Annotated in this window: 20 protein-coding genes; 10 read left to right on the forward strand and 10 right to left on the reverse strand. The window is 61.3% G+C overall.

Translation table 11 applies throughout. The features are described 5' to 3' along the window. Positions 1–3: 3 nt before the first annotated feature. Together MJ205_RS11405 and MJ205_RS11410 are read right to left on the reverse strand one after the other, a co-directional pair. A complete protein-coding gene (locus MJ205_RS11405) occupies positions 4–2,109 on the reverse strand; it encodes a 3-hydroxyacyl-CoA dehydrogenase NAD-binding domain-containing protein (protein ID WP_239812546.1) in 2,106 nt (701 codons plus the stop codon). Positions 2,110–2,214: 105 nt separating this feature from the next. Beyond that, entirely contained in the window at positions 2,215–3,879 is a 1,665-nt protein-coding gene (locus MJ205_RS11410) for a flavin-containing monooxygenase (protein ID WP_239812547.1), read from the reverse strand. A gap of 254 nt (positions 3,880–4,133) precedes the next feature. Here MJ205_RS11410 and MJ205_RS11415 point away from each other — a divergent pair, with 254 nt between their 5' ends. From MJ205_RS11415 to MJ205_RS11450, 8 genes are all read left to right on the forward strand, one after another. Then, on the forward strand, positions 4,134–5,786 hold the full coding sequence (locus tag MJ205_RS11415) for a long-chain fatty acid--CoA ligase (protein WP_239812548.1): 1,653 nt from the start codon (positions 4,134–4,136) through the stop codon (positions 5,784–5,786). A gap of 97 nt (positions 5,787–5,883) precedes the next feature. Further along, positions 5,884–6,804, forward strand: a complete 921-nt coding sequence (locus MJ205_RS11420) for an SMP-30/gluconolactonase/LRE family protein (RefSeq protein WP_239812549.1) — start codon at positions 5,884–5,886, stop codon at positions 6,802–6,804. 48 nt (positions 6,805–6,852) lie between these two features. Beyond that, entirely contained in the window at positions 6,853–7,605 is a 753-nt protein-coding gene (locus MJ205_RS11425) for an SDR family NAD(P)-dependent oxidoreductase (RefSeq protein WP_182327830.1), read from the forward strand. A gap of 14 nt (positions 7,606–7,619) precedes the next feature. Beyond that, on the forward strand, positions 7,620–8,393 hold the full coding sequence (locus MJ205_RS11430; RefSeq protein ID WP_239812550.1) for an ABC transporter ATP-binding protein: 774 nt from the start codon (positions 7,620–7,622) through the stop codon (positions 8,391–8,393). Between the two features lie 52 nt (positions 8,394–8,445). Beyond that, positions 8,446–9,138, forward strand: a complete 693-nt coding sequence (locus tag MJ205_RS11435; RefSeq protein WP_239812727.1) for an ABC transporter ATP-binding protein — start codon at positions 8,446–8,448, stop codon at positions 9,136–9,138. Positions 9,139–9,155: 17 nt separating this feature from the next. Beyond that, complete coding sequence (locus MJ205_RS11440) at positions 9,156–10,037, forward strand: branched-chain amino acid ABC transporter permease (protein ID WP_021028133.1); 882 nt, start codon at positions 9,156–9,158, stop codon at positions 10,035–10,037. Between the two features lie 64 nt (positions 10,038–10,101). Next, positions 10,102–11,115: a branched-chain amino acid ABC transporter permease gene (locus tag MJ205_RS11445; protein ID WP_239812551.1), complete on the forward strand. Its 1,014-nt coding sequence runs from the start codon at positions 10,102–10,104 to the stop codon at positions 11,113–11,115. Positions 11,116–11,117: 2 nt separating this feature from the next. After that, the gene (locus MJ205_RS11450) at positions 11,118–11,942 is read left to right on the forward strand and encodes an SDR family NAD(P)-dependent oxidoreductase (RefSeq protein ID WP_239812552.1); all 825 of its coding nucleotides are present in this window, start codon (positions 11,118–11,120) and stop codon (positions 11,940–11,942) included. A gap of 269 nt (positions 11,943–12,211) precedes the next feature. Here MJ205_RS11450 and MJ205_RS11455 read toward each other — a convergent pair whose 3' ends face one another. The 3 genes from MJ205_RS11455 to MJ205_RS11465 all read right to left on the reverse strand — a co-directional run bounded on the left by MJ205_RS11455 (position 12,212) and on the right by MJ205_RS11465 (position 16,719). Further along, positions 12,212–13,195: a hypothetical protein gene (locus tag MJ205_RS11455; protein ID WP_239812553.1), complete on the reverse strand. Its 984-nt coding sequence runs from the start codon at positions 13,193–13,195 to the stop codon at positions 12,212–12,214. 184 nt (positions 13,196–13,379) lie between these two features. Continuing rightward, the gene (locus MJ205_RS11460; protein ID WP_239812554.1) at positions 13,380–15,011 is read right to left on the reverse strand and encodes a UvrD-helicase domain-containing protein; all 1,632 of its coding nucleotides are present in this window, start codon (positions 15,009–15,011) and stop codon (positions 13,380–13,382) included. Position 15,012: 1 nt separating this feature from the next. Then, entirely contained in the window at positions 15,013–16,719 is a 1,707-nt protein-coding gene (locus MJ205_RS11465) for an ATP-dependent nuclease (RefSeq protein WP_239812555.1), read from the reverse strand. A 388-nt stretch (positions 16,720–17,107) separates the two neighbouring features. On the opposite strand from MJ205_RS11465, the gene MJ205_RS11470 reads away from it, so the two are divergent. Together MJ205_RS11470 and MJ205_RS11475 are read left to right on the forward strand one after the other, a co-directional pair. Continuing rightward, entirely contained in the window at positions 17,108–17,881 is a 774-nt protein-coding gene (locus MJ205_RS11470; protein ID WP_021028139.1) for an enoyl-CoA hydratase/isomerase family protein, read from the forward strand. Positions 17,882–18,229: 348 nt separating this feature from the next. Beyond that, positions 18,230–18,877, forward strand: coding sequence for a TetR/AcrR family transcriptional regulator (locus MJ205_RS11475; RefSeq protein ID WP_239812556.1), 648 nt, complete (start codon positions 18,230–18,232; stop codon positions 18,875–18,877). A 65-nt stretch (positions 18,878–18,942) separates the two neighbouring features. Here the strand turns inward: MJ205_RS11475 and MJ205_RS11480 are convergent, their stop codons facing one another. The 5 genes from MJ205_RS11480 to MJ205_RS11500 form a co-directional block, all read right to left on the reverse strand. Continuing rightward, positions 18,943–20,136 carry a porin gene (locus tag MJ205_RS11480; RefSeq protein ID WP_239812557.1) on the reverse strand — a complete coding sequence of 398 codons (1,194 nt, stop codon included), beginning with the start codon at positions 20,134–20,136 and terminating at the stop codon, positions 18,943–18,945. A 195-nt stretch (positions 20,137–20,331) separates the two neighbouring features. Next, entirely contained in the window at positions 20,332–20,913 is a 582-nt protein-coding gene (locus MJ205_RS11485) for a nuclear transport factor 2 family protein (protein WP_342395180.1), read from the reverse strand. Then, a complete protein-coding gene (locus tag MJ205_RS11490; RefSeq protein ID WP_239812558.1) occupies positions 20,910–23,027 on the reverse strand; it encodes an acetate--CoA ligase family protein in 2,118 nt (705 codons plus the stop codon). The genes MJ205_RS11485 and MJ205_RS11490 overlap by 4 nt, the downstream gene beginning before the upstream one ends. 11 nt (positions 23,028–23,038) lie before the next feature. Further along, entirely contained in the window at positions 23,039–24,190 is a 1,152-nt protein-coding gene (locus MJ205_RS11495) for an acyl-CoA dehydrogenase family protein (protein WP_239812559.1), read from the reverse strand. A 3-nt stretch (positions 24,191–24,193) separates the two neighbouring features. Next, positions 24,194–25,372 (reverse strand): acyl-CoA dehydrogenase family protein, encoded by a 1,179-nt coding sequence (locus tag MJ205_RS11500; RefSeq protein WP_239812560.1) that lies wholly within the window; start codon positions 25,370–25,372, stop codon positions 24,194–24,196. Between the last annotated feature and the right edge of the window lie 13 nt (positions 25,373–25,385).

The raw sequence follows: 25,385 nt of genomic DNA on the forward strand, positions 1-25,385 counted from the left end.
CCCTCAGGCGGCTTGCAGGCTGTCAAATCCCTGGCGCTCAGCGGCCAGCCGCTGCAGCAGCGGCGATACGTTCCAGTAGCCATAGCGGTTGCCGCGCGTTGTGGCCTGGTGCTCGAGCCGCTCCACGATCTGCGCCAGGCCGATCTGCTCGGCCATGAACATCGGCCCGCCCCGAAAATCCGGAAAGCCATAGCCGGCCGCCCAGACCACATCGATATCGCTGGCGCGGTAGGCAATGCCCTCGTCCAGAATCTTGCAGCCTTCGTTGACCATGCTGTAGAGCAGGCGCTCGACAATCTCCTGCGCCGCAATATCGCTGCGCTGGGCAATGCCATGCGCCTGGGCAAGTTCTGCAGCAATGCGGCCCGTCTCGGGGTCGGGCAGCGCCTGGCGGCCCTCGTAGCGGTAGTAGCCCAGGCCGCTTTTTTGGCCAAAGCGGCCCAGTTCAAACATCTTGCGCACCACTGCGCGGTAGCTGGCATCGGGCGGCAGGCCGCCGGCCTTGCCGCATTCGATGACGGTCTTGGCGCCCACATCGAGCCCGGCCATATCCAGCATGCGGCAAGGGCCCATCGCCAGGCCCAGCGCCTGCACGGCCTCATCAATCTGCGCGGGGCTTGCGCCTTCCATCAGCAAAAATTCGGCCTCGCGCAGGTAAACCTCGGCCATGCGGTTGCCAATAAAGCCAAAGCAGACGCCCGATACCACCGGCGTCTTGCCGATCTTGCCGGCCAGGTCGATGACGGTCTTGAGCACCTGCGGGGCGGTGTGCGCGCCGCGCACCACCTCCAGCAAGCGCATGATGTTGGCCGGGCTGAAGAAGTGCATGCCGACCACATCGGCAGGCCGCCCGGTGGCCTGGGCCAGCGCATCCACATCCAGGGTCGAGGTATTGCTGGCGATGATGGCGCCGGGTTTGCAGACCTCGCCCAGGCGGCGGCAGACCTGCAGCTTCAGCGCCATGTCCTCAAACACCGCTTCGATCACCAGATCGCAGGGCGCCAGCGCCTGGTCGTCCAGTGAGGTGGTCAGCAAAGCCAGGCGCGCACTGGCCTGGTCGGCACCCATGCGGCCCTTGGCCACCTGGGCCTCGTAGGTCGAGCGGATCAGCTGCAGCCCGCGCTCCAGCCCCGCAGGCGCGGCATCCACCAGCACGGTGCGGATGCCGGCGTTCAAAAAGCACATTGCAATGCCGCTGCCCATGGTGCCTGCTCCCAAAATGCCGACCTGCTCGATGTTGCCGGCCGGCACCTGCCGCTCCAGACCGGGAATCTGCCGGCTGCGGCGCTGTGCAAAAAACAAATGGCGCAGTGCGCGCGACTGTGCCGATGGCAGCAAGCGGTTGAAGGCCTCGGCCTCGGCGCGGGCGCCGCTGGCAAAGTCCCCATTCAGTGCCTGCTGCACGCACAGCACGATGGCCTCTTTGGCGGGGTACTGCGGGCTCTTGCGCGCAGCGTCCAGCGCCGCTGCAATGGCCTGGCTGTGCTCGCCGGGCGGGGCAGTTTGCGCGCTCAGGCGGCGCGGCTGGGCGCCGCTGGCCAGCAACTGGCGGCCAAAGGCCAGGCCGAATGCCAGCGGGTCGCCCTTTTCCACCGCATCGACGATGCCGCTGGCCAGCGCCTCTTGCGCGGGCACCGGGCGGCCGCTCAGCATCATGTCCAGCGCCAGCGTTGCGCCCACCAGGCGCGGCAAGCGCTGGGTGCCGCCTGCGCCGGGCAGAATGCCCAGCTTCACCTCGGGCAGGCCCAGTCTGGTGCCCTGTTGCGCCACACGGTAGTGGCAGGCCAAGGCCAGCTCCATGCCGGCGCCGAGCACCGTGCCATGCACGGCCACCACCACCGGACGCGTCTGCGCCTCGATGCGGTTCAGCAGCGCATTGATGGCCTCGGCAGAAAAGGCCGGGTTGTCGAACTCGGCAATGTCCGCGCCCGCGACAAAGGACGGGCCCTCGCAGTAGATCAGCAGCAGCGGCAGCGAGGCATCGGCCTCAAACTGCGCCAGCGCGGCGCTCAGCCCCGTCAGCAGGCGGTGCGAGAACAGGTTCAACGGCGGGTGGGAGATGCAGATACGGCCTATCCCGTCTGCGCTGTGAAAGGTGACGTTGCTCATGGCTGGCAGCTCTTGGTGGAAGACAACAATGCCCCCTGCAGGGTGCAGGCAGGCACAGCGCCTGGATGGCCGCAGGGCCATCCAAAGGTTCGGGGACTGAGGTTATCAGTGCGTGGCGTTTTCCACTGTTGCGCTGGCGTCTGCCGCGCGCTCGCGTTCGCGCTTTTGCGCAAAGTGGTAGCCGCTGAAGCCCTTGTGGATAGCAGCCAGGCAGTGCTCGCGGTACTTCTGGAAGCCGCCGGTAAACATCGTCAGGCCCGGGGCCTTGCCCTGCACGTTAGCGCCCACGTACCAGGTCTTGGCCTTGGACAGCAGGGTGCGCGGCGCCAGCGAATGGACCAGGTCCATCCAGGCCTGCTCCTCTTGCGCGCTCGGCTCGATGCTGCTCAAGCCATGGGCCTGCAGGTGGCGGATGGCAGCAGCCGTCCAGTCCACATCGTTCTCGCTGGTGCGCACCACATTGGCCAGGGCCGAAGGGCCGTTGGGCCCGGTGGTCATGAACAGGTTGGGGAAGCCATGCATCATGATGCCCAGGCACGAGGTCGCGCCCTCCTTCCACTTCTGCTGCACCGTCAGGCCGTCGCGCCCTTCCACCTCAAAGGCCAGCAGCGCGCCGGTCAGGCCGTCGTAGCCGGTGGCAAAGATCAGCACATCCAGTTCCACCTCGCCCGATTGCGTGCGCACGCCCTTCTCGGTGATGGACACGATCGGGTCCGTGATGCAGTCGCGCAGATGCACATGGGGCTGGTTGTAGGTTTCGTAGTAGCCGGTGTCCAGGCAGGGGCGGCGCGCAAAGATGGGGTAGCCGCGCGGCTTCAGCGCCTCGGCGGTGGCCGGGTCATCCACCGCCTCGCCAATCTTGCCGCGCACAAACTCGGCCACTTCCTCGTTGGCCTGCTCGTTTTGCATCAGGTCGGCAAAGGTGCCCAGCATCGCCAGGCCGCCTTGCAGCCAGGCATCTTCCAGCAGCGCCCGGCGCTGCGCTGGCGTCACGCTGAAAAACGGGCGGCTCGACTGCGGCCGCACGCCGCCCACATTGCTGTTGCGCGCCAGCTCGCGGATGCCGGCATAGTGGCGCTTGACTTCGGCCACGTACGTGGGCTCCAGCGGCACATTGCGCATCGGCATCGTAAAGCTCGGCGTGCGCTGAAACACGAACAGCTCGCCCGCCTGCTTGCCCACTTCCTGCACGATCTGGATGCCGGTCGATCCGGTGCCGATCACGCCCACGCGCTTGCCGCTGAAATCCACCGGCTCATGGGGCCAGCGCGCTGCACGCAGAATCTGCCCGCCAAAGCGCGCAATGCCTTCAATCTCGGGCTCCTTGGGCACCGACAGCGGGCCGGTCGCCATGATGCAGTAGCGCGCCTCATAGCACTCGCCCCGGTTGGTGCGTACTACCCAGAGCTGGCGGGCATCGTCCCAGCGGGCGCTGTCGACGCGGGTGTTGAACTGGTAGTGCTTGCGCAGGTCCAGCCGCTCGGCGACAAAATTGAAGTAGCGCATCAGCTCGGGCTGCGCTGCAAACTGCTCCGACCAGGTCCATTCCTGCTCGATCTCGGGCGAGAAGGAGAAGCTGTAGTCGATGCTGGGCAGGTCCACCCGCGCGCCGGGGTAGCGGTTCCAGTACCAGACGCCGCCCACATCGCCGCCGGCCTCGAAGGCCTGGATCTTCAGCCCCATCTCCCGGAACTTGTGCACTGCGCACAGACCGCCAAAACCGGCGCCCACGATGACCGCATCCACCTGGTGGATTGTGTGATTGTCCATTGCTCTTTGTCTCCTGCTGGCTGGTGCCGGCCGCCCCGCCACACCGCAGCGGGGCACCGGCTCGATAGGGGATGGCAGGCCGCCTCCGCCTTGTTCTCGCTGCATCATGCCTACTTGCCGACCGGTAAACAACAGGGTTTCCCCGCAAGCGTTTTGGAGGGGACAGGTCCAGGGTAATCCCGGGCTTGCAGCGCTGCTGCGGCTGCTAAACTTTTTACCTGCCGACAGGTATATAAAACAAAACAAGGAGCAACATGCAAGGGTTAATGCAGCAGCGCGCGCTGCGGATTTCCGGCTTGCTGGAACATGCAGCACGCTTTCATCCCCAGGTGGAAGTCGTCTCCCGCACGCCGGATGGCGCGCTCACGCGCTCGAACTGGCTGACCGTGTCCCAGCGCTCGCGGCGCCTGGCCGCCGCCCTGCTGCGCCAGGGCATGGCCAGCGGTGCACGCGTGGCTACTCTGGCCTGGAACACGCACCGCCACCTGGAGCTGTACTACGCCGTGTCGGGCGCGGGCGCCGTGCTGCACACTGTCAACCCGCGCCTGTTTGCCGACCAGATCCGCTACATCCTCAACCACGCGGCCGATGATTATGTGTTCTTTGACCTGAGCTTTGCCGGCCTGGTGGCCGAACTGGCGCCCAGCCTCACAACCGTGAAGGCCTATGTGGCGCTGTGCCAGCCCGGCCAGCTGCCCGCCATGGACCTGCCCGCCCCGCTGCTGTGCTACGAAGACCTGGTGGCCCAGGACGCCGGCGATTTTGACTGGCCCGAGTTGGCCGAAGACAGCGCCTCATCGCTGTGCTACACCTCGGGCACCACCGGCAACCCCAAGGGCGTGCTCTACAGCCACCGCTCTACCGTGCTGCATTCCTGGGTGGTCTGCGCTGCCGATGGCCTGGCCTTGCGCGCCCGCGATTGCGTGCTGCTCACCGTGCCGATGTTCCATGTCAACGCCTGGGGCCTGCCCTATGCCAGCGCCATGTGCGGCGCCAAGCTGGTGCTGCCCGGGCCGGACTTGAGTGGCAAGGCGCTGTACCAGCTGATGCGCGATGAGGGCTGCACCTTCTCGCTGGGCGTTCCCACCGTCTGGATGGGCTTTTTGCAATATGTAGAGAGCCTGCCCGCCGGCGACAAGGAGGCCTTAAAGCTCGAACGCATCATGATGGGCGGCTCTGCCGCGCCCCGCGCAATGATCGACCAGTTCGACAGCCTGCTGGGTGTGACCGCCAACCAGGCCTGGGGCATGACCGAGACCAGCCCCGTCGCCACCGTCAGCACCCTGCTGCCCCAGCATGAGGCACTGGCCCGCGACGCGCGCATCGATGTGCGCGCCCGCCAGGGCCGGCCCATGTATGGCGTGGATGTGGCCATCTTCAATGACGAGGGTCAGCAGCTGCCGCCCGGCGACCCGGCCCCTGGCGAGCTGCGCGTGCGCGGCCCCTGGGTCATCTCCGCCTATTACGGGCAAGAGGCCGGCTCGGCGCTGGATGCGCAAGGCTGGTTCAGCACCGGCGATGTGGCACGGATGGATGAAGAAGGCTTTGTGCAGATCACCGACCGCGCCAAGGATGTCATCAAGTCCGGCGGCGAATGGATCTCGTCGATCGACATCGAGAACCTGGCGCTGGCCCACCCCGCTGTCAAGGAAGCCGCCGTCATCGGCGTGCACCACGAACGCTGGCAGGAACGCCCGCTGCTGGTCATCGTGCGCAAACCCGGCACCGATGTGAGCGGCCAGGACGTGCTGGACTTTATGAAGGACCGGCTGGCGCGCTGGTGGCTGCCCGATGCGGTGGAGTTTGTCGATGAGCTGCCCCACACGGCTACCGGCAAGCTGCTCAAGACCCGGCTGCGCGAGCAGTTCAAAGGCTACCAGCTGCCGGCCGCAACAGCTGCCCACTAACTAAAACACCCGCCCGGTACGCGCACGGCCCCACCAGAAAAGGCCGGCGCAGCCGCAGCAGCCGGGCCCCGTTGGCTGCCGCACCAGGAGACAAGACATGAACGCCCTCACCGCGCCGGCGCTGGCCGCGCGCATCCATCCTCTGCTGCCCCAGCGCGATCTGCTGGGCGAATGCCCGCTGTGGGATGTGGCCACGCAATCGCTGTACTGGATTGATGGCCGCGCCCAGTTGGTACACCGCTACTGGCCGGCAGATGGCCGGCAGCAGCAGTGGGCGCTGCATGCCCATATCGGCTCGATCGCGCTGTGCCGCAGCGGGCGCCTGCTGCTGGCGCTGGAAGATGACTTCCATTTTCTGGACCCGGACAGCGGCCAGACCACGCCGATGCGCGTGCAGGTACAGCACAGCGCCGAGCGCATGCGCCTGAACGACGGGCGCTGCGACCGGGGCGGCCGCTTTGTGGTCGGCTCGATGAGCATGACGCCGCAGTCCCCCACCGGCAAGCTCTACCAGCTGAGCGGCGATGGCCGCTTGCGCGAGCTGGACCAAGGCTTTCAGGTCGCGAACGCCACCTGTTTTAGCCCCAACGGCCGCTGGCTCTACTTTGCCGACAGCCCGGCACGCCAGATCTGGCGCTATGCCTATGACCCGGCCACCGGTGCCTGCGGTGCGCGTGAGGCTTTTATTGATACCGCTGCACTGGGCCTGGCGCCCGATGGCGCCACCGTCGATGCCCAGGGCTACCTCTGGGTGGCCATGGTGCTCAACGGCCAGCTGGCCCGCTTTACGCCCAGTGGCGAGCTGGCGGCCACGGTGGACTTTCCCGCCGATGCCTTCATCACCTGCCCGGCCTTTGGTGGCCCCGCGCTGCAGACCATCTACCTCACCTCGATCAGCAACAGCGGCAACCTGCTGCGCTCCAGCCACCCGGATGCGGGGGCCGTCTTCGTCATCGACGGCCTGGCCCTGCCGGGGCTGGAAGAAGCGCGTTTTGACGACAGCCAGAGCCCCCGCTGAGACCGGCGCGGCGAACCCCATTTTTATTGATACCAGGAGACAAACACCATGACACAACGCTTTGCAGGCAAGGTCGCACTCGTGACCGGCGGCGCACAGGGCATCGGCCGCGCCATCGTCCAGGCCATCGCTGATGAGGGCGGCAGCGTCGGCATTCTGGACCGCGCCGAGGACAAGGCCGCCGAGGTGGCCGCAGCCATCGTGGCCCAGGGCGGCCGCGCCCATGCCTATGGCGGCAATGTGGCCGACCGCGACAGCTTTAGCAGCGCGATTGCCGATCTGAAGCAGCGCTACGGCCGCTTCGACATCATGGTCAACAACGCCATCTGGGTGCGCTACGGCCCGATTGCCGACATCACGCCAGAGGCGCTGCAGCGCATGGTGGGCACCGGCTTCAACTCCATCGTCTGGGGCATCCAGACAGCAGCAGAAGCCATGGACGACGGCGGCAGCATCGTCAACATCGCCTCGGCGGCCGCCTTTATCGGCATGCCCCAGGGCATGGTGTACTGCGGCGTCAAGGCCGGGGCGCTGGGCCTGTCGCGCGCAGCAGCGGCAGAGCTGGGGCCACGCGGCATCCGCGTCAACTCGGTCTGCCCCGGCTCCATCCCGACCGAAGGCGTGGGCATCAATGTCGATGCAGAAAAAGTACGCCTGCGCATCGCCAAGACGCCGATGGGGCGCCTGGGCACGGTGCAGGACATTGCCCGCGCCGCCTGCTTTTTCGCGTCTGACGACAGCCGCTTTGTCACCGGCGAATCGATGCTGGTCGACGGCGGCGCCACCCAGTCCTTCATCTGATCGGAGGCGCCGCGATGACTGCTCCCCCCGAGGCCGATGCCCCCATCCTGGAGGCGCGCCAGCTCTGCCGCCAGTTCAGCGGCTTCTATGCCGTCAAGGATGTGAACCTCCAGGTCAAGCGCCATTCGGTGCATGCGCTGATCGGCCCCAATGGTGCCGGCAAGACCACCTGCTTCAACCTGCTGACCACCTTTTTGCGCCCCAGCTCGGGCCAGGTGCTGTTCAACGGGCGTGATATCTCGCGCAGCGACCCGGCCAGCGTGTCGGCGCTGGGTCTGGTGCGCTCGTTCCAGATTGCGGCTGTCTTCAGCCACATGACGGTGCTGGAGAACGTGCGCATTGCGCTGCAGCGCAAGACCGGCGGCACGTTCACCTTCTGGCGCTCAGTCAAGGTGCTGAGCGCGCTGGACGAGCGCGCGATGGACCTGCTCGATAGCGTGGGCCTGACGCGCTGGAAAAACGTCAAGGCTTGCGACCTGCCCTATGGCCGCAAGCGCGTGCTGGAGCTGGTCACCACGATCGCGATGGAGCCCGAAATGATCCTGCTGGACGAGCCCATGGCGGGCCTGGGCCATGAGGACATCTGGCCGGTGGTGGAGCTGATCGGCAAGGTGGCGCAGGGGCGCACCGTGCTGATGGTGGAGCACAACATGAAGGTGATATCGCAGCTGTGCGAGACCGTCACCGTGCTGCAGGCCGGCCAGGTGCTGGCCGAAGGCAGCTATGACGAGGTATCGCGCGACCCGAGGGTCATTGAAGCCTATGTCGGAGGGGCCGCCCATGCCTGAGAACAACCAAAACGCCCACGCCAACAACGGCAGCAACACCGCACCGCGCCAGATGCTGCAGGTGCAGAACCTGCGCGCCTGGTATGGCGAAACGCTGGCGCTCGACGGCATCGACCTGCATGTCGGCGAAGGCGAGGTCGTCTGCCTGCTGGGCCGCAATGGCGCCGGTAAGACAACCACCTTGCGCGCCATCATGGGCCTGCTCAAAAAGCGTGAGGGCCAGATCAGCATCCAGGGCAAGCCCACCGAAGGCCTGCCGCCCGAGGCCATTGCCCACCTGGGCGTGGCCTATTGCCCGGAGGAGCGCGGCATTTTTGCCAGCCTCAGCACCGAAGAGAACCTGATGCTGCCGCCCCTGCTGCACCCCGGCGGGCTGACGGTGGAGGAGATCTACCAGGTCTTCCCCAACCTGCATGCGCGCCGCAAAAGCCCGGGCACCCGCCTGTCGGGCGGTGAGCAGCAGATGCTGGCCATTGCCCGCATTCTGCGCACCGGCGCGCGCCTGCTGCTGCTCGATGAGGCCACCGAAGGGCTGGCACCGGTCATCGTGCAGAAGATCGGCCAGACGCTGGAGATGATCCGCGCGCGCGGCTACACGGTGCTGATGGTGGAGCAGAACTTCCGCTTTGCCGCATCGGTGGCGGACCGCTTCTACGTGATCGAGGAAGGGCGCCTGGCCAGCCACTTCCACCGCGCCGAGCTGGAAACGCGGCGCGACGAGATCGAAGCGCTGCTGGGACTGTGACAGGCGGAGACAATACGATGGATACTCTTTTCGGAATCCCGACAGCCGCGCTGATCGGCCAGCTCGTGGTGGGCCTGATCAATGGCTCGTTCTACGCGCTGATGAGCCTGGGCCTGTCGATCATCTTCGGCCTGCTGCATGTGGTGAACTTTGCCCACGGCGCACAGTACATGCTGGGCGCCTTTGTGGCCTGGGGCCTGCTGCACTACCTGGGGCTGAGCTACTGGTGGGCGCTGATCCTGGCGCCGCTGGTGGTGGCGGCCTTTGGCATCCTGCTGGAGCGCACGATGCTGCGCCACTTGTACGCGGTGGACCATGTCTACGCGCTGCTGCTCACCTTCGGCATCTCCATCCTGATGGAGGGCGCCTTCCGGCTGTGGTTTGGCGTCAGCGGCCAGCCCTACCCCAACCCGCTGCAAGGCGGCATCGATGTGGGCCTGAGCTTTTTGCCGATGTACCGCGTCTGGGTGATCCTGGCGGGCCTGGCCGTCTGCCTGGTGACCTGGTACTTTATCGAAAAAACCAAGCTGGGCGCCTACCTGCGCGCCGCCAACGAGAACACGCCGCTGGTGCGCACTTTCGGCATCAATGTGCCGCGCATGCTGACCCTGACCTATGCGCTGGGCGTGGGCCTGGCCGGCTTCAGCGGCGTGATGGCCGCGCCCATCTACCAGGTCAGCCCGCTGATGGGTTCGAACCTGATGATCATCGTCTTTGCCGTGGTCGTCATCGGCGGCATGGGCTCGATCATGGGATCGATCATCACCGGCTTTGCGCTGGGCGCCATCGAAGGCCTGACCCGCGTCATCTACCCCGAAGGCGCCGGCGTGGTCATCTTCATCGTGATGATCATCGTGCTGGCCGTGCGCCCCAACGGCCTGTTTGGTAGAGCGCACTGATGCGCCCGCGCCGCCCTGCACCCTGGGTCTCCACCCAAGCTCTTGTCTTTCCCAAGGATTGAACATGCATTTCTTCTCACAACGCACCAACACCATCTTGCTGGTGCTGGCGCTGGTGGCCCTGCTGCTGGCGCCGCTGGTGGCCTACCCGGTCTTTCTGATCAAGCTGATGTGCTACGCGCTGCTGGCCGCATCGGTCAACCTGCTGATGGGTTACGCCGGCCTGCTGTCCTTTGGCCACGCCATGTTCTTTGGCACGGCCGGCTACGCCGCCGCGCATGCCATCAAGGTCTGGGGCTGGGACGGCTCGGCCGCCATCCTGCTGGCCATGCTCTGCGCGATGGCCGTGGCCGTGGTCACCGGGCTGCTGGCCATCCGCCGCCATGGCATCTACTTCTCGATGATCACCTTGGCCTTCTCCCAGGTCATCTACTTCTTCGCGTTGCGCCTGCCCTTTACCGGTGGTGAGGACGGCATCCAGAACGTGCCCCGGCCGGAGGTGTTTGGCTTTATCTCGCTGGCCGACAACACCACGCTGTACTACTTTGCCGCCACCCTGGTCGCCGCCGCCTTCTGGCTCATCTACCGCATCGTCTATTCGCCCTTCGGCCAGGTGCTGCGCGCCATCCGCGACAGCGAGGCGCGCGCCCAGTCGCTGGGCTACCAGGTGCTGCGCTACAAGCTGGTGATCTTTGTGCTGTCGGCCGCGCTCGCCGGCCTGGCCGGTGCGCTCAAGGTCATCACCTTCCAGCTGGCCACCCTCAACGATGTGAACTGGACCACCTCGGGCGAGGCGCTGCTCATCTGCATCGTCGGCGGCCTGCAGACCTTGCTGGGCCCTGTCATCGGCGCGGCCATCATCGTCAGCATGCAGAACTACCTGGTCGCCATGGCCGAGTGGGTGCTGATCATCCAGGGCCTCGTCTTTGTCGTCGTCGTGATGCTGTTCCGCAAGGGCATCATCGGCCAGCTCTACGCCTGGCTGGAAACCCGCCAGGCACGCCAGGCGGCACCACAGTTGGAGGCCCACAACCAAGCCGAGCGCCAGAGCCGCAGCCAAACTGGACAAGGAGCATGAGCATGAGCGACCCAACATCCGTACCCGCGCAAGCCGCTGTCCAGCCCCAAGCCCCCAGCCATTTCCCCGAAACGCCCGGCTTGCTGCAAGGCCGCCTGGCCCTCATCACCGGCGCAGCCAGCGGCATCGGCCAGGCCATAGCCATCAGCTTTGCCAAGGCCGGCGCCCGCGTCATCGTGACCGACCTGGACACTGCACGCTGCGCCGACACCCTGGCCCAGGTAAAAGCCGCAGGCACAGACGGCTGGGCCTTTGCGCTCGACGTCACCGATCTGGAGGCCTGCCAAACACTGGCCGCCCGCATCGGCAGCGACATCGGCCCGGTGGACACCCTCGTCAACAACGCCGGCCTGCTGATCCGCGAAGGCATCGACCACCCCCAGGCATCGCGCCACCTGCGCCAGGTCATCGATGTGAACGTGTTTGGCCTCTACAACATGGTGCAGTCCTGGCTGCCTGCGCTGCGCGCCACGCGCGGCTGCATCCTCAACATCGCCTCCGGCGCGGCCTTTATCGCCCAAGGCAACGCCATGGGCTACTCCGCCTCCAAAGGTGCCGTAAAAATGGCCACCCAGACCTTGGCCCTGGACCTGGGCCGCGACGGCATCCGCGTCAACGCCCTCGCCCCCGGCGTCATCCACACCCCCATGACCGAAGCCACCCGCAACAACCCGCAGCGCCTACAAGGCTTTATCCAGCGCACGCCTGCTGGGCGGATTGGCGTGCCGCAAGAGCTGGCCGGGCCGGCGGTGTTTTTGGTGTCGGGGCTGGCTAGTTATGTGAATGGGGTGACGTTGCCGGTGGATGGAGGGACGGTGGCGGTTTAGGGCGGGTGTTTGTTAAGCGCCGTCGATCATCTCTAACAATGATCGAAGACAACCGTCTATGTACTGGCTAAGGCGTACGTGCAAATGATGACGCTGCGCGATAAGGGCATCATTCTTAATCGCCCCTTTAGCTACTTCAGCAAGATCTAGCTAGGCACCGACCCTACTTGATCTAGTAGCAAGAGCGACGGTAGAAGACCTTAAGAAGCTTACACGTATGGCGCTGACGTGCGCGTGTGGACAGGGGCCGACTACGCGACGCATGCCATCTAGAGCGAACGGATGGATGCGTATCTTCCCCCAATACGCTCACCATCCGACAGCATTTGTACGACGCAATTTGTTGAAGAGTCAACTAAGACACCGTCTAGCATCTCACCAAACTTCGGTTTTGAATATGACAGGTCTGGCCCCAGGTCTGCCAGTGTCCCAGCGAGATAATCAGCCAGACGGATAAGCGCGTCGAACCTATTCTCACCTGCCTTCTCTGGCAATTCAAACCAGATTTTCGGCAGCTCCAATATTAGTCTACCTTGTGCACCAACCTCTTGCGACCGAGCCTGAGAAGACATCATCAGCACAAAATAGACATACGCCAAGTCATAAACCACAGTGTCGTTATGCTCAATTAGCTTATCCCTGTCTGAAATCCACCTCATATCCCCCGCGCGAGTAGAATGCGCAACAAGATAGAACATGGTCGCTGCGAATGCAGACGCGAGGTGAATCTGCCTAGCCAGCTTGGCATTCGGCTGCTTCCTTGCCAAATCTTTCGCAAAAATTCGCAGCCGCTGAGTCACTTCCTTAAAATACATCGAATCGACTGCATCGCTAGCAGGCGAATTAATGCCCATCGATTCAATAAAATCACAGACGTCGGGTATGAAATTTAACATGTCTTCGATACGCAAATAGTCTCGTAGCAGAGCAGACTTTCTTTCTATGACGAAAGATACGCTAAACGTTACCGGCTCTGGACACGTCAGGTACTGCATCAACCCTATTGGCACTCGTTGAACTTTTTTTATATCCTGCGGTGCAACCGCTGAGAGGTACTCCATGATTTCCGCTGTCTTGTCGTGGTGCGCGATGACCACAAACGAGAAAACATCGTTCTTCTTTTCTTTATCGTCGATGCAGTAATCTGAAACGATTGTCCATGGCATACCTGCAGGGTAGCCTGAAAACCATTGCCTCATCGATTTTCTGATATTTTTCGTAGTTGTTTCAAGCACTGGCAGCAGATCAATCATCACTCTCTTCCTTCTATGGCGCCCATTACTTCAATATATTTCCTCACCCGTGACGCGCGATTCATTATATTTAAACTGGAAAATTCCTACTGAGAATCAAGCGCTAGCACCAAAGATATATTAATGGCATTCTCAATGCATGAACCAAACTAGGCCCTATGGCAATATCGATCGGAATTTATTTTTAACGATTCAAAGATTTGAATAGATTTTCAAGACCAGGCAACCCCAAGAAATCCGAAGGACTGGCATTTTTAGTTTCACCACTTGCATTAATTCGCTTACTAGTGTGAACTAAGAAACATGCGTTTTTTGCTCTAGTGATCCCAACATAATGCAGGTTGAGATCTTGTTCCCAATCCGGGAAAACACGATCACTGTAGCTCTTACCAGGCACGCGCTTGGGAAAGACCCAGTCAACCAAATCTAAATGAATTACGACATCAAACTCTAAACCCTTCGATTTGTGAAGTGTCATACACTGAACTTGATCTTGGGTCGCTGGAAGATAATAATTTAGTGCCTCACGATCGTTGATAATCCGACGAAGTACATCCTGTTCGTAGGCTGTAGGCAGCTTGTCGAGCAGAACTGTAGAAGCAGCAACTAAGCACTCCTCCAACTCATCTACAGCAACGCTCCGTACTTTTTTAATGCTGTCACGGAGTGATCTAATTCGACCTCTATTACCATCTGATACTGAGCTATATGCGTTTACGATATCATCAGCCAGCAACTCATTATTAAATTTGTATTCGAGAAGCAACACCCAAAGCTGAGAGATCTTGGACTCTATCTTCGTAAGATCATCGTCGAAGAAAATTTTACAGGGTATGGAGAGTTTCTCCCGAAGCCGTTTAAGACCTGAATTATACCTTGTAAGAATCCCAATATTTGAGTTGCTTTTCACTGCAAATTTTTTAGCAATTTGGGGAACTATTTTGTTTATTTTTTCGGCAGCATCAAGCTCAGTGCCATCCATTAAAATTTGATACACTCGCAAATCATCACATTCAGAAATACTAACACTCGATGAGAAAAGTCGATTCGCGTAATTAGAAATTGATATATGACAGCGGTGATTCATGGAGATAGCAATATGATGAAAGCTTGAAAGTGCTACAAGCTGCTTGAGAAATTCTGGACTACTTTTTCTCCAGCCATATATTGATTGCTGTACATCTCCCACGCAAACTCCACGAATATTAATCTTCAGCAACTGCAAAAATAACTGATGTTGGGCAGCCGAAGTATCCTGATATTCATCTATATAAACGGTAGAATATCTTGCCTTAATATAACGACGACACGCCTCAGATTTACTAAGAATATGATTTGCAAGAAATGGTATATATGGAAAATATAAGCACCCAATTTTGTAAAGCTCTTCTATCGTAGCTAAATAGCTCTCGAAGTTTTCAGAAGTCATTTCCCCAATTTGCTGCTCAATCTCATCAATGGCCTCCTTCTCTTGACTTGATAGCTCATCTGGAAATTTTGGTTCTTGCTTAGATGTGCAATTAAAAATAAATTTAGAAAAGGGGAGGATTATTTCCGATATACAGAATGCATCTATAGTGCCAAAAAAGCTAGCCTTAACATCTTTCCCCTGGCGCTTACACCTCTCTGAGAGCTCCATGCTAGCTTTTCGCGTGAATGTAATAGCAACAATACCTTGATGCCGTTTTAGAGAATCAACTTCGTTTCTAATTTTTTCAGAAATAACAGTCGTTTTCCCACTCCCTGGACATGCAGTGATAACTAAATTTCCAGGATATTTGATAGCATCTATCTGGCCGTCGGTGAAATCTATCATTTTATCCTCTTGCTTGATTAATGCAGTGGAATAAAGCGCGAGCTATTTCTCCATCTCTGATTTTAGACAAATTGGAAGATTGGCTACTTAGAAACTCCCGCATCCTTATAGCCTTCTTAGCTTGAAGGTATGTGATAGCCGATGAAATATCTGCTTTTGACGTATATTCCAAAATTTCACTCTGCATTTCTATTGCCAAATCATGCTCCAAGTCAATTTTGGAAAGAAAAATTCCCTTCTTGTTAACTTTTCTAGAGCATTCCTGCCAAAGTCCATTAGAAATTAAGTCATCATGAGTAGTTTTTTCACTCATATGATTTTGCTTCTTAAAACCTGCTATTGTTAAACATCGATTAATTCCAGCTAAATTTTTATATAACCTTTTCTTTTTTGTGACATCAGATAAATCATTATCGGTTCTTATTGTCCAAGGGATTTCCATCGCATTTAATATATTGACATAGACTTGAAACTGCACACCATCAACACCAAGAATAGAAATATTATAAAAATCAAGATCTATATCAAGACATTTTGCTAATTCCGTGTAAAATAGCTGTTCTGACGGGCCCTCGACGAGAAACACGCTTTTCGCAAAAAATGCTTCTGCTGGAAGAATACTCATTCTATACCCTAGCTCATCCCAGGCATCGTCGATACATTTTGCACAACCTCCACTTGCAGCATGACTTTTACCGCCCTTCAACTTTATATGCACAATAGATTCAGGAGAAAATCTAGCTGTTATTTGAGGGGAGTGCGTAGTAATAAATGTTTGCCCGGGAAGCTCGCTTATTAGGTAGTCAGCCAGCTTTCTTTGCTGATGCGGATGAAGGTGTGCCTCAGGCTCCTCGATACAATAGAATACAACTTCACTATCAGGGTCGAATTCCCTTTCGCTTTTTGCTTTCCAAAGTGAAAGCAGAATTTGATTATTTCTACCATCTCCGCCAAGTGAAATACGAGCACCAGCAGTGCTTGCTCCCAATTTCAAACTGTCAATGAACTGCTGTGTCTCTATCGCCCCTGAGTCCAAATGCACAGAATAAGAAGAAAGGTCATGAGAGAGCTTTGACAATTCAGCATTTACCGCCTCGGTTGCTCCTTTTACGTAGTGCAACTCTTGAACACGTTTATTGATGGAACTTAACCCCTTCTCAATCGTCGTAAGCTTAACTTTATCTTCCTCTATTTGTTTTTCACAACGATTCTCTTGCGAAATTTTCAGAAGTTGGCGCTTTTCAGCGTTGATATATTTTTCCAAGTCTCTTTGGGATTTAACATATCTCAAATTCAAATATTTTAAATAATATCTCCCGGCAACCTCTTCAAGATCATTCAACGCAGGACCACACCACAATGTATAGCTTAGACTATCCCGTTTTGCGGCATACCGTAGGATACATTTACCATCATCTCCAACTTTTCCTTTGAGTATTGAAAGAACTGCATCCTCTGTAACTTCTTTAAAATACAGATCGATGCATATGTCATCACTTTGTTTGCCATTGAGTTCAAAGTGAAAATCTGCCTCGGATGGTTCAAGTTCACTTTCCGCCAAGCTTTTATCAAGCAAGAGGCGCATCGCATATATTAGATTGGTCTTCCCGCTATCGTTGGCCCCTATCACCAAAGTGCTTTTATTGAAATTAATTTCAGCATTTAGATAGTTTCGAAAACCTGCTATTGAAATCTTCTCTATTTCCATTTCTCTTCCTTTTTACAAGTCTTAGAAAGCAGCTCACCCGCCTCAGAAGTCAAACCTATCCATGATGAAAGGCTAATTTTCGGTAAGTTCAGATACGTCTCCCCTTATCCTAACCGTGAATGTCTCCAGGCCTCCGCAGCTAACTGAAGTCAATAGATGACTTCCACTGGGTACAACGGCCCATGCATATCCCATGTACTTTCAACGCCCACACGAGAAGTCCCCCGCCCCAGTAGCGCCATATCCGAGCCAAGCTTTTCATCCCCCCAATCACCTGAGCGACACCCCCACCCCCTCCCCGTACCAACCCGCTTGAGCCCTCCGCCGTTATTCGCTAATATTTACTTGCCGACCGGTAAATTACTAGTATTCAACCAGGAGACCCTGCATGGCCTACAACACGCTCATCGTCGACATCAAGGACAAGATTGCCGTTGTCACCCTCAACCGCCCGCCCGTCAACGCGCAGAACAAGGAGTTTCGCAACGAGATCATGGAGCTGTTTGACGAGCTGTCTGACCGCGACGATGTGGCCTGCATCGTGCTCACGGGCACGGGCAAGGTGTTCTCGGCCGGTGCCGACATTCGCGAGCGCCCCAACCTGGCGGGTGAGCCCGGTGCCTATGGCCGCCACAACCGCCTGGTGCGCGAGTCGAACAACGCGATCATGGAATGCTCCAAGCCCATCATTGCGGCGATCAACGGCCCGGCGCTGGGGGCTGGGTTTGGGCTGGTGATGGCTTCGGACATCTGGGTGGCCTCGGAAGATGCCTATTTCTCGATGCCTGAAATCAATGTGGGCCTGGCGGGGGGCGTGACCTTCTTGCAGCGCTATTTCAGCCAATCGCGCGCGCGCCGCATGTTCTTTACCGGCATGAAGGTGTCGGCGCAAGAGATGTACCGCCTGGGCCTGATCGAGGCCTGCCTGCCCGCCGACCAGCTGATGCCCTATGCGATGGAGATGGCGCGCGAGATTGCCTCCAAGAGCCCCATCGCCTTGCGCCTGGCCAAGGAAGCTGCGCGCATGACCTTGCTGATGCCCACGCGTGATGCCTACCGCTACGAGCAAGGCAACACCGTGGCGCTGTCCAAGACGGAAGACACGCGCGAGGCGCAGCAGGCGTTTTTGGAAAAGCGCGAGCCGGTCTACAAGGGCCGCTGAGACTAGCCGGGTACCGCTAAGAGCCGCTGACACAGGCCTTGATAGGTTGTTGCCTCGCCGGTCGCGCCCTGTCCTGCCGGGGGCGAGCCTCAACTGCAAACCATCGGTTTGCTGGGCCTTGTTAGCGGCCCCCCTTCCCACGTGCCGAGAATCATCGATCGCTGCCGCCCCTGGGCTACAACCCTGGGGCAACGCAGCCTTTGCGCCCCCCCGACAGCGTCGGGCTGGGCCCGATGGATGGATGATTTTCGTTGAACTATGATGGTGCCACCGCCCAGAAGCCACAAGCCGCCGGGTGCGGATCGACCGTCTCCCGGGCGATATCAGGGCAAATAAATTTTGGTGACTATGCAAAAAAACACGACGAAAACCTCCGACGCCCCCGAAGAAGGCAGCATCACGCGCATGCGTGTGGAAGACCGGAAAGAGCAACTGATAGAAATAGCGATGCGGCTGTTTGCCACCAAGGGCTTTGACGGCACCTCGCTGCGCGACATTGCCGAAGAGGCCCAGATCACCAAGGCCGCGCTGTACTACCACTTCCCCAACAAGGATGCGCTCTACGAAAGCATCCTGGTCGATGGCATGCGCACCCTCGTCAACTACGTGTCTGCAGCCATGGGCAAGGTGACCAGCCCCGAGGCCAAGGTGCGCGAGTTCATGCTGTCCTCGGCAGACTATATGGAGCGCAACCGCGACTCCTGGATCGCCGGCTCCAACATGTTCTGGTTTGGCGACAATGCCAAGCCCCGTACCGAGAATCTGGCCCTGCGCGACCAGTATGAAAAACTGCTGCGCGACGCGATCCAGCAAGCTGTGGACAGCCAGGTGTTCCAGAAGGTGGACCCCACCATTGCCAGCCGCATGCTGCTGGCCGTGCTGAACCAGCTGCCCCGCTGGCACTCGCCCACCGGGCGGCTCAGCACCCGCCAGGTGGTGCAGCAGTACATTGACATGATTTTCCAGGGGCTGCTGGCTAGCAATCCAACACGCTAAAGCTACTCCCCATAAAAAGGGCCCAGGCGCTGCAAACGCCTGGGCCTTGTTGCTTTCGCCTGCCGTTAGAAGCTGTGGATGATGCCCACCCGGTAGGCATTGCTGTTGCCGTTGTTGGTAAAGCCGGCCGCAGTCACCGCGCCGGTCAAGGTGTAGCCAGCACCGTTCTTGTTCTTCACATAGCCATAGTCGGTGTACAAGGTAGTGCGCTTGGACATGGGGTACAGGTAGGCCACGCCGTACTGGCGTGCATCGCGGTTCAGCGGGCCGGTGTCGTTCAGGTCGATGGCGTTGAGCAGCAAGGTGCCAGGGCCCAGCTTGACGGAGGCGCCGATCGAGAAGCTGCGGTCGTCCTGGCCTTCGTAGTAGCCGACCGAGGGGAAGCCGGCGAGCTGGCCGCTGTTGTCCAGGCCGGTGTTCACGGTCGGTGTGATGGCCGCGCCGGGGTTCTTGAAGGTGGCAAACGAGCCAAACAGCTTGAAGGCCTTGAAGTCATAGGCCAGCGCCGAGTTGAAATAGCGCGTTGCCGATCCATCGGTGGGGTTGGTCATGCGCGTGGCCGATACGGCTGCGCTCCAGGCATCGTTCTTGTAGAACAGCGCCAGGGTGTACTGGTGGGCGCGGTGCTCGATGTCGATGTTCTGGCGCGTGTACTCGCTGATCGTGTAGGCGGCCTTGCCGATAAAGCCACCGATCGACGGGCTCTGGTAGAGGATGTTGTTGTTCTGCCGGCCGGGCGATGGCTGGATGCCCTGCAGGTTGCCGCCGCCGCCCAGGCCAAAGGGGTCACCCACCGCCTGCACCTCGGTCGGCAGCGATGCCAGGGTACGGCCCATGCGCAGCTCGCCAAAGTTGCCGGTCAGGCTGATCAGCGAGCCCCGGCCAAAGGCCTTGGCGCCAAAGCCCTGGTTTTGTTGCTGCGCGCCGTTGGAGGTGTTGATGCCCATCTCCAGCTGGAAGTTGGCCCGCAGGCCGCCGCCCAGGTCCTCGCTCCCCTTGAAGCCCAGGCGCGAGCCCATCATGTGGCCGCTCTCCAGCTTGGTGGCCCGTTGGCCTTGCATCGATACGCTGGCCACGCTGCTGTCGATCAGACCATAGACCTGTACCGAGCTGCTGCTGCCCAGTGCCAGCCCCCCGGCTGGCGAGGTAATCTGCTTGAGCTCCTGGGTCTGCGCGGTTTGCGCCGCTGCGCCCCCGGCCGCCGCGGTAGCGATGAGTGCTGCGAGCAGCGGATGAAGTCTGGGCTTGTTGGCTTTCATGGTTTGTCTCCTGTAGTACTTTTGGAAAGACGTGGTCGGGCCTGGCCCCATGCACGACCACGGTGAAAACGCTTTGCTGTTTTGTTAGACCGAGCAGATCCGCACCGCGCTAGGTAGCGCAGTGAGAAAGGAAGTCCCTGGCATCAGGCGCAGGGGCAGAAGGGGCGGATGCGATCCGCCTGAGTAGGGGTGCGCTTAGGGACTGGCAGGCATGGCCACCTCGCGCATCAACGCGTACCAGGGGTCGTCAGGCGCCCTGGCGCCAATCGGTAGGCGCCGGCCAAAGCGCGTGGCTTCGTCCTGCGTGGGCGCGGACCAGATGTCCTGCCAGTCATAAACCACCACGCGCCTGGCCACCCGCCATTCACGCTCTGCGGTGGCCGTGGCGCGGCAGGTGAACAGATCGACATAGCGGCCACACAAGAAGGTGGCGCGCGGCGCGCCAGCGGCATCGGTGTCCGTCTGGTAGGCCAGAAAATACGCCTCCACCGCAGCGGCATCGCCGTTCAGGTGGATGGACAGGTTGGCAATGTTGTGGATGTAGCGCCCCTTGGCCAGCTGGGGCAGCGCTGCCTGGATAAAGCCTTCCGCACTGCCCTGGTAGGCGCCATGGCGGTCGGTGGCATCCGGCCAGTAGGCGGCGCGCAGGGCGGCTTCGTCGCCCCGGTCAATACCCCGGCAGTAGGAGTAGAGGGCTTCGCGGATCGCCTCGCGGTCGCTCAGCGCCTGGAGCCGCGCCTCCAGCTGGGCCAGCCTGGCTTCGCTGCTCATGCTCATGGCTGTTCCTCCTGCGCGCGCAGCTCGATCACCGCATCCAGGCACATGGCGCCCCGGGTGCGCACCATCAGCGGGTTGATGTCCACGCTCTGGATGCTGTCGGCATGCTGCATCGCAAACTCCGACAGCCGGCACAACGCCTGCACCAGTGCGGCCTCGTCGTAGTGCGGCCCACCGCGCCAGCCGCGCAGCAGCTGGCTGGAGCGCACCGCATCGACCAGCGCCTGGGCGCGGTCTGCCGTGAGCGGTGCCGATGCCAGCGCCACATCCTGGAACAGCTCCACCGCCGTGCCGCCGCTGCCATACATCACCATCTGGCCAAAGGTCGGGTCGCGGTGCAGGCCCAGGATCACCTCCACACCGCCACTGAGCATCGGGGCGATCAGCACGCCCTCCAGGCGGGCACCGGGCCGCGCTGTGCGGGCGCGGTCCATCAAGGTACCAAAGGCGCGTTCGACGGCAGCAGCATCCTGCAGGTTGAGCAGTACACCGCCGACCTCGGTCTTGTGCGCGATGTCGGGCGAGACAATCTTGGCCACGACCGGGAAACCGACTTCTGCCGCTGCTGCGGCCGCCTGGGCGGCGGTGCTGCACAGGTACTCCGGCGGCACCGGCAGGCCGGCAGCCGACAGCGCGCGCTTGGCGCCGCTTTCGGTATGCACATCGTCCAGCGCCAACGCGGGCGCGGCAGGCGGTTCGCCGCCGGGCAGCTGGTACAGCGCCTGCCAGCGCTGGCGGATCTTGGCCAGGCCGGCTACGGCGCGCACGGCGCGGGTCGGGTCCTCAAACACGGCCACGCCCTGCTGCTCCAGCGCGCTGCGCACCTGGGGCAAGGCCAGCATCACCAGGATGGTCAGGCGCTCGCGGTGCTGCGCGGCCAGTTCCGCAATCTCTTGCTGGGTGCTGGCAAAGCGCTCGGGCGACAGGCCCACATGGGCCAGGTAGCCCAGCACCGCGCCATAGCGCGTGTGCTCCAGCATCACACCCAGGGTGCGCGCGGTGCCACTGGCCACCGAGGTGACCTGGGCCGTCATGTCCAGCGGGTTGGCGGCCACCGCAAAAGGCAGCAGCGCCAGGGTCGCCTCGCGGGCGGGGGCGGGCAACGGTGGCAGCTCCATGCCCTGGGCGCCCGCCTCGTCGGCCATCAGCACGCCAATGCCGCCCGAGCCGGTGAACACGCCCAACTCGTCATTGGCCGGCAGCACGCCGCTGACGGTGTAGAGGTAGGCGATGTCCAGCATCTCCTCGATGGACTCGGGCCGCAGGGCGCCGCATTCGCGGAACACCGTGTCGTAGACCTTGTCATTGCCGGCCAGCGAGCCGGTATGGGTGGAGGCAGCGGCGGCACCCAGCTCGGTGCGCCCTACCTTCATGATCAGCACTGGCTTGCCGGCGCGGGCCGCCTTGAGCAGGGCGCGGCGCAGGCGGTTGCCGTCGCGGCAAGATTCGACCGCCGCGCAGATGATGCGGGTGTCCGGGTCGTCGGCCAGGTAGTCGATGCTCTCGGCCACATCGACATCGGCCTCGTTGCCGGTGGCGATGATCTTGCTGAAACCCAGGCCGCGCAAGGTGGCCATGCCGTAGGCGGCCGAGCCAAAGGCGCCGCTTTGCGTGGCCAGCGAGATGGCGCCCGGCCGGGGCTGGGCGCCATTGAGAAAGGTGGAGAAGGTCGAGAAAAAGCGCGCCGGCACATTGAGCAGGCCCAGCGAGTTGGGGCCGAGCATGCGCACATCGGCAGCGCGGCACAGGCCCACCATGCGGTCCTGCAGCGCGCGGCCGGCCGCATCAATCTCGGCAAAGCCGGCCGTCATCACCTGGATGGCCTTGACGCCCTTGGCAATGGCATCGCGCACGGCCTCTTCCACCCCGGCCACCGGCACGCAGATGATGGCCTGGTCGACCGGGAAAGGGATATCGGACACCTTTTGGTAGGACTGCAGGCCCTGGATCAGCGCGCCGCTGCGGTTGACCGGGTAGATGGGCGCGGCAAAGCCGGCTTCGAGCATGAAGCGCAGCGGGCGGCCGCCAATGCGCTCGGGATCGGACGAGGCGCCCACCAGCGCTACCGAACGGGGGTGGAACAAGGCGTCGAGGGACGAAGATGCGTGGCTCATGGCGGCTCCTCTCAGGCGCGGGCGGCGGTGGGTGCCGATTCTGCGGCGACTTCAGCCGCAATCTCGGCGGCCATGTCGGCTGCCAGGCTGTCGAGCTGCTCGTAGCGGTCGCCCCACTGCAGGCTGCAGCCTATCGCATGCATGGCCAGGCGGGCCGCAGGCAGCTCGCGCGACATGCCAATGCCGCCATGCAGCTGGATCGCCGACTCGCCCACCTGGCGGGCCGCGATCGACAGGTAGTGCTTGAGCAGCGCCACTGCATGCGCGTCACTATCCCCCAGGTCAAAGGCCACGACGCGCTCGCGCACCATGCCGCGCACGCTCTCATAGGCCACATACATCTCTACCGTGCGGTGGCGCAGCGCCTGGAAGGTGGAGAGCTGCACGCCAAACTGCTGGCGCGTGTTCAGGTACTCGATGGTCTGCTCCACCATCGCGCCAATGGCGCCGACGATCTGCGCGCAGCAGACCAGCGCGCCCACGGTATTGGCGCGCTCGGCAGCGGCCACGGCCGCCCGGCCCCGTTGCAGCACGGCACTGGCGGGCAGGCGTGTGGCCTTCAGGCTCAAGTCGGCGGTCAACCGGCCGTCATGGCCAGCCCAGCTTTGCAGGCTGCCGCCCAGCTGGTCGCGGCTGGCCAGCAGCAGCAAGGCTTCGCCAGCAGCGCTGCGGGCCAGAAAGAGCAGATGGCTGGCCGGCTCGCTCAAGTCGATGCCGCGCAGGCTGCCCTGCAGTTGCACGCCTTCGGCATCGACCATCGCCGTCAGGCTGCAGCTGCCGTCATGCGCAAACACGGGGGCGATGGAGACTTCGCCCGCGGCCAGCAGGCCCAGCATCTGGGCCACATCGTCGCGGCCGGGGATGGCGCCCAGCACCGCTGGCACCACGGCGCAGCGTGCGACCAGCGGCGTGGTCAGGCCATAGCGGCCAGCGGCCTCTGCGATGGAGGCCACATCGGCAAAGGTCGAGCCCGCGCCGCCACTGGCCTCGGGCACCAGCACGGCTTGCCAGCCGAGTTCCAGAAACTGCTGCCAGCTGTCACTGGCCTGGTCGGAGGGCTCGGCTTCGGTCAGCGTGGCATTCACCGCCTGGGCATTGGCCGCCACCCGCAGCGTTGTGTCATACAGGTCGCCCGGAAACATGGGAGAGGCTTGAAAAGGCATGGGTCAGGCTCCAAAGATATCGCGTGCAATCACGTTTTTTTGTACTTCGCTGGTACCGCCGGCCAGGGTGCGTGAGCGGTAGAAGAGATAGGTGTGGATCAGCTCGCGCTTGAGCTCCACATCGGCGGGGCTGCCCTCGGGCAGGCTCGGAATCAGGCGCGCCGCGTAGTCGGGGCTCATGTCGAAGGCGATACCGATGATCTGCTGGGCCAGGTCGGAGCAGAACAGCTTGAGCGCCGAGGATTTGGACGAGGCCAGGGTGCCCTGCATCTCTTCGTCGATGGCGCTGATCAGCATCTCCTTGGCGCCAGCCACGGCTGCCTGGGCCAGGAACAGACGCTCCAGCAGCATGTGCTGGCTGGCGCCCTGTTGCGTGCGGCCGCGCTCGCGCAGCGGCTGCTCGATCTGCTCCAACAGGCGCACCAGGCGCGGCACGGTGGCGGGCGACAGGCGCTCGCGGTCGAGCAGGAACTTGGCGCAAGCCCAGCCGCCGCCCTCTTCGCCAATCAGGTTGGCCACGGGCACGCGCACATCGCGCAGGAACACCTCGTTGACATGGTGCCAGTGGTCAATCGTCGGGATGGGGCGCACCTCGATGCCGGGCGTGTCCATCGGCACCAGCAGCAAGGAGATGCCGGCCTGCTTCTTGCCCTCTTTGGAAGTACGCACCAGGGTGTACATCATGTCCGCCTCCTGCGCATGGGAGGTCCAGATCTTCTGGCCGTTGATGACATAGTCATCGCCATCGCGCACTGCTGCGGTGCGCAGCGAGGCCAGGTCGGAGCCGGCACCGGGCTCGGAGTAGCCCTGGCACCACCATTCGCTGCCGTCCACAATGCGCGGCAGGTAGCGCTCCTTTTGCACGGGCGTGCCAAAGTGCATGATCACCGGGCCGATATGGCCGATGCCATGGTGGTAGAGCGGCGGGCAGTCTTCCTGCGCCATCACCTCCTCAAACAGGTAGCGCTGCTGCATGTCCCAGCCGGTGCCGCCCCACTCGATCGGCCAGTTGGGGGCGCTCCAGCCCTTGCGTTGCAGGATCTTGGCCCACGCGCTCATCTCGGCGCGGCCCAGCTTCTCGTTGGCGCGGACCTTGGCTTTCAGCGCGGGCGGGCAGTGCTGCTGCGCAAAGTCGCGCAGGGTTTGTCGAAAGTCGGCATAGGGATCGGTGGTTGCTGTCATGTTTCCGGGTTCA

This window comes from Comamonas sp. B21-038, assembly GCF_022387135.1.
Taxonomy (GTDB): Bacteria; Pseudomonadota; Gammaproteobacteria; order Burkholderiales; family Burkholderiaceae_C; genus Comamonas; species Comamonas sediminis.